Source organism: Avibacterium avium, from assembly GCF_900454535.1.
GTDB lineage: Bacteria > Pseudomonadota > Gammaproteobacteria > Enterobacterales > Pasteurellaceae > Avibacterium > Avibacterium avium.
This window is the reverse complement of the sequence record NZ_UGSP01000001.1, coordinates 1,225,061-1,240,263: the sequence shown is the minus strand read 5'-3', so window position 1 is coordinate 1,240,263 and position 15,203 is coordinate 1,225,061. Positions and strand designations below refer to the sequence as shown.

Annotated in this window: 12 protein-coding genes and 1 riboswitch; of the genes, 3 read left to right on the top strand and 9 right to left on the bottom strand. The window is 40.2% G+C overall.

Going from position 1 to position 15,203, the window contains the following annotated elements; translation table 11 throughout:
• Positions 1-76 precede the first annotated feature (76 nt).
• Positions 77-1,114 (top strand): zinc ABC transporter substrate-binding protein ZnuA, encoded by a 1,038-nt coding sequence (znuA, locus tag DYC50_RS06155; RefSeq protein ID WP_115249439.1) that lies wholly within the window; start codon positions 77-79, stop codon positions 1,112-1,114.
• Between the two features lie 132 nt (positions 1,115-1,246).
• Positions 1,247-3,388 carry a bifunctional 23S rRNA (guanine(2069)-N(7))-methyltransferase RlmK/23S rRNA (guanine(2445)-N(2))-methyltransferase RlmL gene (gene rlmKL, locus DYC50_RS06150; protein WP_115249438.1) on the top strand — a complete coding sequence of 714 codons (2,142 nt, stop codon included), beginning with the start codon at positions 1,247-1,249 and terminating at the stop codon, positions 3,386-3,388.
• Positions 3,389-3,425: 37 nt separating this feature from the next.
• On the opposite strand, the gene DYC50_RS06145 is transcribed toward rlmKL, so the two are convergent.
• The 3 genes from DYC50_RS06145 to DYC50_RS06130 all read right to left on the bottom strand — a co-directional run bounded on the left by DYC50_RS06145 (position 3,426) and on the right by DYC50_RS06130 (position 5,799).
• Positions 3,426-3,617 carry a helix-turn-helix domain-containing protein gene (locus DYC50_RS06145; protein WP_115249437.1) on the bottom strand — a complete coding sequence of 64 codons (192 nt, stop codon included), beginning with the start codon at positions 3,615-3,617 and terminating at the stop codon, positions 3,426-3,428.
• Positions 3,618-4,030: 413 nt separating this feature from the next.
• Positions 4,031-4,744 (bottom strand): DarT1-associated NADAR antitoxin family protein, encoded by a 714-nt coding sequence (locus DYC50_RS06135; protein ID WP_115249435.1) that lies wholly within the window; start codon positions 4,742-4,744, stop codon positions 4,031-4,033.
• A gap of 11 nt (positions 4,745-4,755) precedes the next feature.
• Positions 4,756-5,799: a DarT ssDNA thymidine ADP-ribosyltransferase family protein gene (locus tag DYC50_RS06130; protein ID WP_115249434.1), complete on the bottom strand. Its 1,044-nt coding sequence runs from the start codon at positions 5,797-5,799 to the stop codon at positions 4,756-4,758.
• A gap of 199 nt (positions 5,800-5,998) precedes the next feature.
• Here DYC50_RS06130 and DYC50_RS06125 point away from each other — a divergent pair, with 199 nt between their 5' ends.
• Complete coding sequence (locus tag DYC50_RS06125; RefSeq protein ID WP_115249433.1) at positions 5,999-6,412, top strand: helix-turn-helix domain-containing protein; 414 nt, start codon at positions 5,999-6,001, stop codon at positions 6,410-6,412.
• Between the two features lie 91 nt (positions 6,413-6,503).
• On the opposite strand, the gene uvrC is transcribed toward DYC50_RS06125, so the two are convergent.
• From uvrC to DYC50_RS06095, 6 genes are all read right to left on the bottom strand, one after another.
• Positions 6,504-8,336 carry an excinuclease ABC subunit UvrC gene (gene uvrC / locus DYC50_RS06120; protein ID WP_115249432.1) on the bottom strand — a complete coding sequence of 611 codons (1,833 nt, stop codon included), beginning with the start codon at positions 8,334-8,336 and terminating at the stop codon, positions 6,504-6,506.
• A gap of 69 nt (positions 8,337-8,405) precedes the next feature.
• Complete coding sequence (gene kdsB / locus DYC50_RS06115) at positions 8,406-9,173, bottom strand: 3-deoxy-manno-octulosonate cytidylyltransferase (RefSeq protein ID WP_115249431.1); 768 nt, start codon at positions 9,171-9,173, stop codon at positions 8,406-8,408.
• A complete protein-coding gene (locus tag DYC50_RS06110; protein WP_115249430.1) occupies positions 9,173-9,382 on the bottom strand; it encodes a Trm112 family protein in 210 nt (69 codons plus the stop codon). Before DYC50_RS06110 ends, kdsB begins: the two co-directional genes overlap by 1 nt.
• Positions 9,383-9,453: 71 nt before the next feature.
• Positions 9,454-10,464: a tetraacyldisaccharide 4'-kinase gene (lpxK, locus tag DYC50_RS06105; protein ID WP_115249429.1), complete on the bottom strand. Its 1,011-nt coding sequence runs from the start codon at positions 10,462-10,464 to the stop codon at positions 9,454-9,456.
• Positions 10,465-10,524: 60 nt separating this feature from the next.
• Complete coding sequence (gene msbA / locus DYC50_RS06100; protein WP_115249428.1) at positions 10,525-12,273, bottom strand: lipid A ABC transporter ATP-binding protein/permease MsbA; 1,749 nt, start codon at positions 12,271-12,273, stop codon at positions 10,525-10,527.
• 60 nt (positions 12,274-12,333) lie between these two features.
• Positions 12,334-14,757, bottom strand: coding sequence for a DNA internalization-related competence protein ComEC/Rec2 (locus DYC50_RS06095; protein WP_115249427.1), 2,424 nt, complete (start codon positions 14,755-14,757; stop codon positions 12,334-12,336).
• Between the two features lie 183 nt (positions 14,758-14,940).
• A riboswitch (TPP riboswitch) is annotated at positions 14,941-15,035 on the top strand.
• Positions 15,036-15,203 lie beyond the last annotated feature (168 nt).

The following is a 15,203-nucleotide window of genomic DNA, read 5'->3' as shown; positions in this document are numbered from 1 at the left end:
GCAATTTTGTCTAAAAGGGGATAAGCTAAGCACAGTTTTTATCCCCTTTTTTGACAGTTATTTCACGAGGTAAAAAATGCGTAAATTCATCTCAAGTTTTCCAACTCAACTTTTTACAACTCAACTCAGCGCCGTTGCCCTTGCGACTTTTTTTGCGACAAGTGCCAATGCAAGCGTGGTAACTTCAATTAAGCCTTTAGGTTTTATCGCATCTTCCATTGCTGAGGGCGTAACCGATACGCAAGTTTTCGTGCCAGCAGGCGCTTCACCGCACGATTACCATTTAAAACCGTCTGATGTGCAGAAATTAAAAGCGGCTGATTTAGTGCTATGGATCGGCGAAGATGTGGATCAATTTTTGGCAGGTTCGTTGAAAAAAAATGTGGACGCGAGCAAAGTGGTTACGATCGCGAAATTGGCAGGCATCACACCTGATATGCTAGCCAAAGGCGAACATCACCACCACGATCACGACCATCACCACCACGATGGTGAAGATCACGACCACGATCACGAGCATCATCACGATCACGGAAAATCAGAGGCTCACGAGCATCAGCACAATCACGGAACAGATGACGCTCACGACCACGATGAATTAGAAACCAACTGGCACGTTTGGTATTCACCACGCATTAGCCAAGTGGTGGCTGAAGCGGTGGCAGATAAGCTCACTCAGCAATTCCCTGCTAAAAAAGCGCTGATTGAAAAAAACTTAGCCGAATTTAACCGCACTTTGAACGCACAAAATGAGAAAATCAAGCAACAGCTCGCTCCAGTGCAGAAAAAAGGCTTCTATGTATTCCACGATGCCTATACCTATTTCAACGAGGCTTATGGATTAAACCAAGTGGGTGCGTTTACCATTAATCCATTGGTTGCCCCAGGTGCGAAAAAATTGGCACATATCAAAGAAGAAATTGAAGAGCATAAAGTCGGTTGCTTATTTGCCGAGCCACAATTCACCCCAAAAGTGATCGAAACCTTGCATAAATCCACTGGCGTAAAAGTAGGGCGTTTAGACCCAATGGGCGATGCCGTTGCCTTAGGTAAAGATTCTTACGCCAACTTTCTACAATATACCTCGGACAGTTATTATAACTGCTTGAAATAATAGTGTTTTGTGTTTAGAGCGAACATTAACTGTTCGCTCTTTCTTTTGCCTAAAAATCGAATTAAAATCGACCGCACTTTACGGCTCTGTTATAATCCCGCCATTCTTTTTGATGAAGCACAAGAGATGCCAATGAAAAAATTATTTGCCACCACCGCCCGTGGCTTTGAAGAATTATTAAAAACCGAACTCAGCGAACTTGGCGCACAAGAATGTCAAATTGCGCAAGGGGGCGTACATTATTTAGCCGATGAAGAAACCCTTTACCGCACGCTGTTGTGGTCAAGGCTCAGTTCACGAATTTTATTGCCATTAGTGCAAAGCAAAATTTATAGCGATTTGGATCTTTACTCTACCGTCATCGGGCAAAATTGGCTGGATATTTTTGACGAACGCTGCCAATTTTTGGTGGATTTTAACGGCACAAACCGTGAAATTCGTCATACCCAATTTGGCGCAATGCGTGTGAAAGATGGCATCGTGGATTATTTTGAACGGCAAGGCAAAGCCCGCCCGAGCGTGGATAAAGACAATCCCGATATTCGCATTCACGCCTATTTAAACCGTGAAGATTTCATTCTTTCTTTAGATTTGAGCGGCGAAGCCTTGCATTTGCGTGGTTATCGTGAAGACACAGGTGCTGCCCCTTTGCGTGAAACTTTAGCGGCGGCGATTGTATTGCGTTCAGGCTGGCAACAAGGCACGCCGTTAGTTGATCCTATGTGTGGTTCAGGCACATTGTTGATTGAAGCGGCACAAATGGAAGCGAGAATCGCACCACAGCTACACCGCTTACATTGGGGATTTGATTTCTGGAAAGGGCATAATCCGCAGGCTTGGCAAAAAGTGAAAGAGGAAGCTATCTCCCTCGCAAAACAAGGTTCAGCACAACTTCAAGCCCATTTTTATGGGTTTGATTTAGATCACCGCGTGTTACAAAAAGCCAAACGCAATGCACAAAATGCAGGCGTTGCCCATTTAATCCAATGGAAACAAGGCGATGTGGCAGCGTTGAAAAATCCAACGGAAGAAAAAGGCACGCTAATTTGTAATCCGCCTTATGGTGAACGCTTAGGTACAACCCCAGCGCTCATTGCCCTGTATTCCGTATTTGGGCAACGCTTAAAACAGCAATTCGGTGGTTGGAATACATCTATTTTTAGTGCTGAACCTGCCTTGCTGGATTGTTTGCGCTTACGCTCTCATCGCCAATTTAAAGCGAAAAATGGGCCGCTAGATTGCGTACAGAAAAACTATCAGATTGCAGAAAAGCCTTTGCAACAAATGGAAAGTGCGGTGCAAAATGAACCGCACTTTTCCGCAGAAAGCCCACAAGTAGCACAGGATTTTGCTAATCGCTTGCAAAAAAATAGTAAGAAAATCGAAAAATGGGCGAAACAGCAAGGCATTAATGCGTACCGCTTATATGATGCAGATTTGCCTGAATATAACGTGGCGGTGGATCGCTATTTAGATCATATTGTAGTGCAAGAATATGCTGCACCGAAAAATATTGATGAAAACAAAGCCCGTCAGCGTTTGCTTGATGCGGTAACCGCCACCCTTGCCGTAACAGGCGTGGAAACCAATAAATTGGTGCTAAAAGTTCGCCAAAAACAAAAAGGCACAAACCAATATGAAAAATTGGCCAACAAAGGCGATTATTTCTATGTGGAAGAATATGGCGCGAAACTTTGGGTGAATTTAACCGATTATTTAGACACCGGGCTATTTTTGGATCACCGCTTAACCCGCAAAATGCTGGGGGAAATGGCACAAGGAAAAGATTTCCTGAATTTGTTTGCTTACACCGGCTCTGCCACCGTTCACGCCGCACTAGGTGGAGCAAAATCCACCACCACCGTGGATATGTCAAACACTTATCTCAACTGGGCAGAACAAAATTTAATTTTAAATGACATCGAAGGCAAACAGCATAAATTAATCCAAAGCGATTGCCTACAATGGCTAGAAAAATGCGACCGCCAATTTGATTTAATTTTCGTTGATCCGCCAACATTTTCCAATTCTAAACGAATGGAAAACAGCTGGGATGTGCAACGCGATCACATTCAATTATTCACCCACTTAAAACGCATTTTACGCCCCAACGGCACAATCGTGTTTTCCAACAATAAACAAAAATTCAAAATGGATTTTGACGGCATCGCCAATCTCGGCCTAAGTGCGGTAGAAATTTCCGCCAAAACCTTGCCACTAGATTTTGAACGCAATAAGCATATTCATAATTGTTGGTTGGTGCAGTGGTTGTAGGGATTTATTGCGTAAGAAAAATTAAAGGCTAACTGGGTTAGCCTTTGGTTTTGGTGAAATCGCTTAAATCAATAGGATAATGCTCTGCTTCATATTTCTCAATTAAAGTAAGCATAATATTGAAATAATCCATTTCTTGTTCACTTAATATATCTTTGTCAAAAAATGGCTCAATTTTTGCTAACGCTTGTTGATAATCTTGTTCAGTTTTAATAGGTTTAACATTCATATTTTATCCTTACCAATAGTTGAAATAGATTGCATAATAAGGGGGAATTCTATAATGACAAAAATATGTAAAATCCCAAATAACCTCGCGGAAAATCTTTCTAGCCTGTATTTAAATATGGGTAACGTAGAAATTCCACAGAAGAAAACGGATGATATTAGTTTATATTGTTCCAAATCTAATACAGATATAAGTTTTCTTGAATTATTCTCTGGTTTTGATAAAAGTTTTGTTGAAACGTTAGAAAATCGAGAGAAGTAATTTCTACAAGTTGAATAATTAATTTGAAAACATATTATAAAATATGAGAGTTTCTTTTTTATTTAGACTGATTTTCTGACTCTTATTTAAAATGGGAAACTCTCACTTTTATAGTGAACTATAAACTTACATAACATCTTTAATAATAAAAATTAAAAAAGTGTGAGATTCTTATTTTCTTTAGAAATAGAATTCCCTGTTCTGTATAATTTAAACTCTGTTGAAAAACCTACAGGATCTTGGATAAAATCTTTTACACTTTCATTTTCATAAAGAGAAACACATAGAGCCAATGTTCTTGCTTGACAACTGAAAGATTTATCAGGATTAAATTCAATATCTGTAAAAGCATCAAATTTTTGATCGAATAATGAATCCCTTAACTCTACATTTCTATCAGAAAATAAAACATTAAGATACAACCAATCATAAAATAAGCTTTTAGGTTCAAGAGGGTAATCTTTTCCATTGAAAGTAAAATTAATTAGATTTCCACTCTCTTTTAATCTTCGATCTTTTTTAGCTTCCCTTGGTGTAACTGTTAATAAATCTCTGTATGGCCCTCCATTTTCAAATACTTTGCTACTCTGAAAGAGATTTTCAACAGGATACCCCTTAATATTTCTGAGAAAAAATGCACTTAATTGAATACCAATTTCTTGTTCAGATTTACTTGAAGCCTCTAATATTTTTTTATAGCCATATTTTTTCGCCTCATTATGTAAGCTATGTATAGAACGTCTTCTAACTTCTGAGCTCATCCCCATATGCCAATCAAATTCAATATTTTTTTCTATTACGCCAATATTTTCTCTATCTGGAATGAATATAGGACGCTTTGATTTTCCGATACTTTTTTTAGTCATTCTATGAGCCTCTATAAAATTAAGAACAACAAGATAAGAATAATAATTATAATACTGCAAGGTCCATCACCACTAGAAGATGATGATACGTTTAGTTTTTTGTATTTATGTAGGTCATCAAATTTTTCTTCTTTCTTACCACTATCTTTTTCAAGATTTTCTTTATTTAAAAAATTATTAAAACCATTATTTTCTTTTAACTTATTACTAAATATTTCTTCAAATTTTTTATTGATTCTCTCATTATTTGATAAATTATTATTTTTATGATTCTCTTGTAATTTATCATTATTATAACTCTTCAATAGTTCTCTAAGGATGGAAGAACTATTATTATTTCTAAATTCTTTAGGTGTTTGATTTTCCCCTTTATTCTTATTATCTTCTGTAGAGCTAGATTTAGGTATTTTTGTTCTTGAAATAGAATTAATTACTCCTAAAAGCTCACTGATTTTTTCCTTTCTTCCTTCTGCATAGTTGAGTATATCTTTATACTCTAAGGGAATATAATTTCCATTTAAAATATGTTCAATGTATTTAGGCTCAATAATATCTAAACATTGGACCTCCGCTTGATCTGAAGTCGTTTCGCAATCTAATTTGTCTGAACGATAGATGGTTGTAGGATCTGCATTTGCCTTCTGATAGGAAATAGAGGGCAAGAATAAATTTTCAAATGCTTGAGCTCCTTTTAATTCATTAACATCAATATTTCTGTAACTTGCTGTTGCTGCGTTATGAGGATAAAATAAACACTCCTTTTCAAATAAAACATCAGGATTAATTAATAATAAACATAGATCTAACCCACTTTCTTTTTTCTTATCAAACATCCATTTATTAGGCTTACTAATAGATAAACAAATAGAATTTTTAAAACGATCAAAACGACCTGAATCTGTAACTCTATAATGATGTGTTATGAGATTTCTAGGCTGTAATCCATCTCTTTTAATAAACTCTAGGTTCTCTCTAGGGGTAAAATGACATAACCATTTAATATTTCTTTTTTTAATAATTTCTTTTATTAACTCTACTTCTTTAAGTTCTAACATAGAATACTCCCAAATTAATATTGGTAGGATTCTATATTTTTTACTGGTTAATATTCCAGAATCAAACTATTACAAAACTAACTCTTTTAGTTAATAAAAAAACTCAAAACCTTACCGCAAAACAACATAGCCCCTATGATTAAAAAGTGATATACTCAGAAAAATTAAGTTAATCGCAATTTACTTGGAAGGTTAAACTATGGAAATCTATGATAAAGTTCGTGTGATGCGAGAAATCCGCCAATGGTCGCAAGAAGAAATGGCTGATAGAATGGGAATGTCGGTAACAGGTTACGCTAAAATAGAACGTGGACAATCAAAATTGCATTATGACAAGCTAGAACAAATTGCTAATATATTTAATATTAGTGTAAATGATTTAATTGATTTAGATAAAAGAATGCCAATGTGGTATTTCGGTGAAAACTGCTCCAATAACAATAATATTGCTAATTATTACTCTTCTGATAGTGCTTTAACTTTAGAATTAGAAAAATTAAAATTGATTATTGAAAATCAGCAACAATTATTGCATTCAAAAGACTTACTTCTACAACAAAAAGATAATGAAATTAAATCTTTGAATGAGATTATTAATTTACTTAAAAAATAACGCTTACATTATAAAAATAAAACTTGCACCATTCACTGTTAATGCAAGTTTTATTTCTAATTGACATCAAAAACCAAATTTTTAGTTTATACTACTCCCCCTTCATCGCCTCAAAAATTTTCTCTGCTAACGCTTTTGAGATGCCCGGCACGGAAGCGATTTCGTCAAGGGTGGCTTTTTTCACGCCTTGCATTCCACCAAGATATTTCAATAAGGCTTGACGACGTTTAGCCCCCACCCCTTCAATGGTTTCTAATCCGCTTTGGGTGAAGGCTTTTTGGCGTTTTTTGCGGTGGCCGCTGATGGCGTGGTTATGGCTTTCATCACGGATATGCTGAATTAAATGCAAGGCAAGGCTATCCGGCGGTAAATTAATTTCGCGATCTTGCTTGCTGATAATGAGTGTTTCTAGGCCTGCACGGCGATCCACACCTTTCGCTACGCCGATTAAGTGCGGTCGTTTTTTGTCCCATTTTACCTTGAGCTGTTGGAACACTTGTAAGGCACGGTTAAGCTGCCCTTTTCCACCGTCAATAAAGATTACATCAGGAATTTTTTCTGCGTCCAGATCTTTATCATAGCGTTTCAATAAGGCTTGTTCCATTGCGGCATAATCATCACCGCCCGTGATGTCCGTAATATTAAAACGGCGATAATCAGATTTTAGCGGCCCATCTTGATTAAACACCACGCAAGAAGCGATGGTTTGTTCGCCCATTGTGTGGCTGATGTCAAAACATTCCATTCGTTGGATTTTTTCAATGCCGAGCAACGCTTGCAACGCTTGGTAGCGTTCGTTAATCAGCGTGGATTGTTTCAGTTGGGTAACCAACGCCGCTTGGGCATTCATTTGTGCCAATTGCAAATACTTACTTTTTTCCCCTTTGGCACTGTCTTGAATCTGCACTTTTCGCCCCGCTTGCTCTGATAACAGGCTTTCTAGCTGGGCTTTTTCCGCGAGTTTGTGATCCACAATAATGCTGTTCGGCACGCTTCGCCCTTGATGAGCCTGTAAATAAAACTGTCCGACAAAGGTGGCGGTGAGTTCGGATAAATCCGTATTGGCTGGCACTTTTGGAAAATAACTACGGTTGCCCAAAATCTTGCCTTGTCGAATAAACAGCACTTGTACGCAAGCGATGCCCAATTGGTAGGCAATGGCGATAATATCAATATCATCAAGGCGATCATTGCTGACGAATTGTTTTTCGATCACCGCTCGCACCGCTTGAATTTGATCACGAATGCGTGCCGCTTCTTCAAAATTTAACCCTTGGCTCGCTTGTTCCATTTTTGCCACAAGATGATCCAGTACTTGCTGATCTTTACCTTGCAAGAAAAGACGCGCAAAATTCACTTGTTGATTGTAATCTTCATCAGAAATATAACCGGCTACACAAGGGGCGGAACAGCGTCCAATTTGATATTGCAAGCAAGGGCGTGAGCGGTTGCGATAAACGGAATTTTCACATTGCCGTACAGGGAACAATTTTTGCAATAAAGAAAGAGTTTCACGCACTGCTCCTGCGTTAGGATAAGGGCCAAAATATTCGCCTTGAATTTTTTTACTTCCCCGATAGGCAGTGATTCTCGGGTGGCGTTCTTTGGTGAGCAAAATATAGGGGTACGATTTGTCATCACGCAATAGCACGTTATAGCGTGGCTGATAGGTTTTAATATAATTATGCTCTAACAGCAAGGCTTCCGTTTCGCTTGATGTGATGGTGGTTTCAATGCGATGAATGCTGGCGACTAAAGCTTCCGTTTTTTTACTGGATAAATTCGCCCGAAAATAGCTCGACAGGCGTTTTTTTAAATCTTTCGCTTTGCCCACATAAATCACCTGATCTTTATCGTCATACATACGATAAACACCGGGATCGTGGGTTACGTTAGCGAGAAACTTTTTGGCATCAAAGGTCATTTCTAAAATATTAAGATCTGCTGATAAAAAAGAATGGGCGAAAAATCGCCCAAGGAATAAATCGAAAAATTACGCTAAAATCGCCCGCACTTTTTCTAAATCTTCTGGCGTATCCACGCCCACCGCTGGCACTTCTTTCGCAAGGTCAATATGAATTTTTTCGCCATACCACAACACGCGAAGTTGCTCTAAAGATTCGATATTTTCTAACGCTGAAGGTTGCCATTGTACATATTGCTTGATAAAGCCTGCACGATAAGCATAAATGCCAATGTGGCGTAAATACTGGCTTTGTAGCACAAGTTGCGTTTTTTGTTCATCAGATAAACCAGCAAACTGGTCGCGATTCCAAGGGATCGGCGCGCGGGAAAAATATAGGACATTGCCCGATTGATCCGCCACTGCTTTCACCACATTTGGGTTAAATAATTCTTCTGCATCATTCAATGGGACGGCAAGGGTTGCCATTTTCACGGCATTTTTTGCTAAATTATCCGCCACTTGCTGCACAATCACTGGGGGAATTAATGGCTCATCACCTTGAATATTCACCACAATTTCATCATCCGCAAGGGCTAACTTCTCCACCACTTCCGCCAAGCGTTCTGTGCCTGAATTGTGATGTTCTGAAGTCATACAAACTTCACCGCCAAAGGCTTGCACAGCTTGCGCCACAGCTTGGTTATCCGTTGCCACCACCACGCGGCTCGCGCCTGATTGCTGTGCTTTTTGCCAAACGTGAGCGATCATTGGTTTGCCTGCAATATCCGCCAAAGGCTTACCAGGTAAGCGGCTTGAAGCAAAACGTGCAGGGATAATTACCGTGAATTTTGCCATTATTCTGCTCCTTCTTGTTGCGCTTTTTCTTGTCTCTCGTTTTCTGATTGCAAGGAAATTGCACGCTCCGCTAACAACACAGGAATGCCCTGTTCAATGGGATAAGCCAGTTGTTCAAAGGTGCAAATCAGCTGTTCATTTTCTTTGTCATATTTCAAACGCCCTTGACAAATCGGGCAAGCGAGAATATCGAGTAGTTTTTCGTTCATTAAAGTTTCTCCACTTCTTTTCAGAAGGCTATGTTTAACCGCTTCATCAGGCGGTGCATAAAACAGATAAATTAAAGTGCGGTGCTTTTTGGCGCAGTTTTTACTTGTTGGATCAATGCGGCAATAAATTGTTCACTTTGTTCATCATTAATTTCTGCTTCAACAGGCACATACCACCAATTAGATTGTGCAAAATCTTGGCATTTAACCGCATCTTTTTCGGTCATAAAGAGCGGTTGGTTTTTATTAAATTTTTCAAATAATGTGAGATCATAAGCCTGATGATCTTGAAAGGCTTGGCTTTCCACCACATTGATCGCCAACTTTTGTAACATTATGAAAAAACGCTGTGGGTTGCCAATGCCTGCAATGGCGGTGATGTTTTGCTGGGCAAAATCCTGCAAAGGACGCTTTTCCCCCGTTTGCAAATGAATGGCAACGTGCGGTGTTAATGTCATTACCGTTTGGCTAAAAGGTGTTGCTGCGCCGTTATTGATAATCCAATCGACAGATTTTAAGCGGCAAATTGGCTCACGCAGTGGCCCTGCGGGCAACACAAAACCATTACCAAATTGGCGCTGCGCATCAAGCACCACAATTTCTTTATCGCGTTGCAATTTATAATGCTGTAAGCCGTCATCACTGATAATCACTTGGCAAGGGAAATGCGCGAGTAAATGTTCTATAGCCTGCTGGCGATTTGGTGAAATACACACAGGGGCATTAGTGCGTTTGGCAATCAATAAGGGTTCATCGCCCGTTTCCACAGGAGCATCGTGGCTTGCCACCAAACGGGGATAACTTTTTGCTTTGCTCCCATAACCGCGCGAAATCACGCCAACTTGAATGCCTCGTTGCTGTAATTGTTGCACTAGCCAGATGACCACAGGGGTTTTGCCATTTCCACCAACGGATAAATTGCCTACGATCACCACTGGCACTGGCGCTTTGTAAGAAGCCAAAATGCCGCGCTGATATAGCCACGCACGCAGGCGGGTGATGAATAAAAATAACAGGGCGAAAGGTGATAATAACCACTTCAGCACCTTTGCCAAAAGGTTGGATTGATACCAAAAATTCATTATCACCTCATCAAAATGGATAGATTGGTGTACGCTGAAAATTCGTACACCAATATAGTATTAATGATTAAATTGCATTTGATGTAGCTGTTTGTAAGCACCATTTAATGCAAGCAACTCTTGATGCGTGCCACGTTCTTTGATCTCACCGTGTTCAATCACCAAAATTTCATCGGCTTTTTCAATGGTCGATAAACGGTGAGCAATCACTAAAACCGTGCGCTCTTTTTGCAATTCTTCAAGCGCTGCCTGAATTGCACGTTCAGATTCTGTATCCAACGCCGAAGTCGCTTCATCTAAAATCAGTACAGGGGAATTGCGTAACAAAGCACGGGCAATGGCTAAACGCTGGCGTTGTCCGCCCGATAAACTCGCCCCGTTTTCGCCGATCACGGTATCCAACCCTTGATCTAATTTTTCAATAAATTCCATTGCGTGAGCGGCTTTAGCCGCTTTAATGATGTCCTCACGGCTGTATTTATCCGCTGCGGCATAGGCAATATTATTGGCAATGGTGTCATTAAATAAATGCACTTGCTGTGATACCACCGCACAGTTTTCACGCAGATTATTCAGCGTGTAATCTTGAATATTCACGCCATCAAGGGTGATTTCCCCTTGCTCAATCTCATAAAAACGCGTAACCAAATTGGCAATAGTCGATTTTCCTGAGCCTGAACGCCCCACCAATGCCACGGTTTTGCCTTGCGGAATTTCAAAGGAAATATGATTTAACGCAGGGTGATCTTTGCCTGAATAGCTAAACGTAACGTCTTTGAAAGCAATATTTCCTTTCGCTTTTTCCACTTCATAAGTGCCGTTGTCTTTCTCGGTTGCCATATCCAAAATAGCAAACAGGGTTTGGCACGCTGCCATACCACGCTGGAATTGCGCATTGACGTTCGTTAAAGACTTCAATGGTCGCATCATTGCCAACATTGAAGAAAACACCACCGTGAAAGAGCCTGCCGTTAAGTTTTGGCTCATAATTTCTGGCACTGTTGCCAAATACAACACCGCCGACAGGGCGAAAGACGCAATAATCTGCACCACAGGATCAGAAATGGCATCTGCTACCATCACTTTCATTCCCTTACGGCGCATATCATTACTCACTTTATTAAAGCGTTCTTCTTCAATTTTTTGTCCACCGAAAGACAGCACCACGCGATGCCCTTTCAGCATTTGTTCTGCAGAAGAGGTCAGTTCACCCATTGAGTTTTGCATATTTTTACCTAACTCACGGAATTTTTTCGATACCATACGAATCAGCACCGCAATAATCGGCCCAATTACGAAAAGCACCAAAGAAAGCTGCCAACTGGTATAAATCATCACGCCAAGTAAAGAGATAATATACGCCCCTTCACGCACAATGGTCACCAAGGATCCCGATGAAGAATTGGCGACCTGTTCGCTATCGTAAGTAATGCGCGAAAGCAATTTGCCTGCGGAGTTTTGATCAAAAAACGGCACAGGCATATACATTAAATGCTTGAATAAACGGCGGCGAATGGTCATCACCACTTTGCCAGACACCCAGCCTAAACAATAAGTTGAAACAAAACTTGTTACGCCACGCACAATAATCAACAGCACCACCACCACAGCCATTATGCGTAAAAAGCTCACGTCCGCCTTGCCAAAACCGTCATCAAGCAACGGTTTAAGCATTTGAATTAATGCTGCGTCCGCCAATGCATTGAAAACCAATGTAACGGCGGCGGCAATCAACCCCATTTTGAAAGGGGCGATAATCGGCCATAAGCGTTTGAACGTTTGCAACGTGGTTAAGTCTTTATCTTGCATAATTTCTTCATTTCAGTTAAAAAACTGCGCCATTTTACCTTTATTTTGCCGACAAGCCAATTAATCCCCGATACTTAATCCCCTATACCAAGGGGAAAATTCCGATCTTGCGGTATAAATTTTTATCTGCTCGGGGAAAAATAACAGGCTTATCTGCCCAAAATCTGCCGTATTATACACCGCACTTTGTTGTGCTTTTAACCGCTCCAACACCACGGAATGGGGGAAATGCCAAGGATTACCACGGCTACTCGAAATCAATGCGATCTTAGGCTGCGTTGTTTTAAGCAAATATTCACTGCTAGAGGTTTTACTGCCGTGATGCCCCACTTGCAATATCTCTATTTTTCCAGCTAAATCAGCAAATTGCCGCTCTGTTTGGCTATCAGCATCACCGGTTAAAAGCACCTTTCGATTGCCATCATCAATCAACAACACGCAAGAATCTGGATTTTCTGCGCGCTTGCGGATCTTTTGTGGGGAAAGCGCGGTAATGCGCAATCCTTGCCATTGCCATTGTTGCCCCTGAGTACAAAAAGTGCGGTGGTTTTTTGTGTGATTTTTTTCTGACGGCGTAATCAATTCTGCCTGTGGGAACGCCTGTAAAATCGCACTAGCGCCCCCTGAATGATCATTATCATCGTGGCTCAAAATCAGCTTATCTAGCACAATCCCCTGCCGTTGCAAATAAGGCAAAATCTCTAGCTCCGCCATACTTCCCCCACGCCACGCTGCCCCCGTATCATATAAAATGCCACGCTGATTTTTCACCAATAATGTTGCCAAGCCCTGCCCGACATCTAGGGTTTCCAATCGCCATTTAGGCGCATTTATCTCTTGCCACGCCAAATTCATCAGCATTATTCCAAGTAACCCTGCAAAAATAGGCTTCATTTTTTGTAAAAATAACGGGCTAGGCAATTTTTCTGTATTGAGTGAGATTATCTTTTTCCCTGCTAAAATTGGTTTTTTCGCTACTTTTTGCGACAATTTTTGCAAATAAAACACATACCCCACCCCCAAAATGAGCAACAAAATGACAATCCATTGCGATTGATTTTCTGACAAATCCATCCAATTCCCTTGCCATTGACTGAGCAATGCCGTGATTTTTTCTGCTAAATAATTCGCCCCTTGCCACGAATTAAACGCACCTTGGCTCAACACCGCAAACAATACCATTGGCACAAGACATAAACTAAACACTGGCACGGCTAAAAGGTTAGCTATCATTCCCGATAAAGACATTCCGTGAAAAAAATAAAGCTGAATTGAGGTAAATAAACATAACAAACCGAGTTGGAGATGAAATAAGGAAAAAATCCAGCGTAGGATTTTTTTCACCCACTGATTTTTAATGGGATAAATTTGTCCTTGGATTAAATCCAATGGCACAAGTTGATACCACAAAATCAGGCTTGCCACCGCCCCTGCGGAAAGCCAAAAACTCACGGAAAGTAACATCAGTGGATCCCATAAAATGAGCAATGCCACCACACATTGAAAATATTGCCAAGGCGTATAATAACAGCGTAGCACTCGGATCAGACATACCAACCCCAAGGCAAGTAACGCCCTTAATGTAGGAATAGAAAACCCAGCCAACTGGGCATAAATTAAAGCAATAAAAGCGCCGCACAATAATGGCAAAATTGCCCCTATTCGATGCGTGGGCAAGACAAACTGTGCCGCTCTTGCAATAGCAAAACCAAGCAACATTGCTAAACCAATATGCAATCCAGAAATGGCAATTAAATGTGCGGTGTTGGTTTTCTGATAAATTTGCCAGTGTTCTACATTAAGCCACGCCCGTTCGCCAAAGCCCAGTGCCAACAATAATCCTTGCATTGGTAAGCCTTGAGTCTGCTGAAAACTGGCTTGCAATAATCGCTCTCGCCACGCTAAATCTTGCGAAATTTGCACCGCACTTTTTACTCTGCCATACGCCGTGATACCTTGTGAGAAATACCATTTTTGCCGATCAAATCCCCCTTGATTTAAACGGCTTGATAAGGGTTTGAGCAATAATTCTACCTGCCAAACTTGCCCTGTTTTAATTTGCTCTTTCTCCTTATCTACTGTGTTTTTTTGCCATTGCAAATATATTCGCTGGCTAGGCAAATTTTCTGCCAATTTCCCAGTGGCAATCACAGTTTGATAATCTTGCTGATGTAAGATTTTCTCGATCTTAATTGGAATGCTGATCTTGTTTAAACTCGCGCTCTGCTCCGCTTGGCTCAAAATTTGCAGCGCTTGATGATGAAAATACCCTAGACTCAATACAAAAATCACGCCATAAACTAGCCCTTTTGCGATTTTATAATAGGCGAAAAGGTAGGCTACCAAAACAGCTAAGCTCCCAATTCCCACAGTGCACAGCATTAATTCAACGCTAAGCAATAAGGGGTTCGGTATATAAAGCAAGCTCAAGCCTGCGCCAATCACCAGCCATAAAATCACATCTAATTTAAGCAAAAATTTCATTCTTACATAAAATGACAACTTACCATTACAAATAAAAATATGATGAAAAAAGCACCGCACTTTCGCAATCTTGTCAAACAATTTTTGCGATCTTGCTCGCAAAACGAAAAAATACTTTGTGCAAAATGCGGAAATTCTGAGTGGTGAGATTGTGTTTCTGACTATTTCTTTGTAGAGTGAAACCATTAATAGTCGGGGTGCTGCCTTGTGTAGCTGAGATAATACCCGTTGAACCTGATCCAGTTAGCACTGACGTAGGAAACTTATTATGAAAGCGCTTGTTGTAAAAAATCTATCTATTTTTGACCGCACTTTATTCTTCCCTTTTTTATTTTCAAATAATCATTCCGCAACATCATTCCCTATCAAATTGATTTTATAGATGATTTTTCATCATAAAGGCAATGGGACTGGGCTTTTTTTACGCTTAATTTTTATGCATAGGA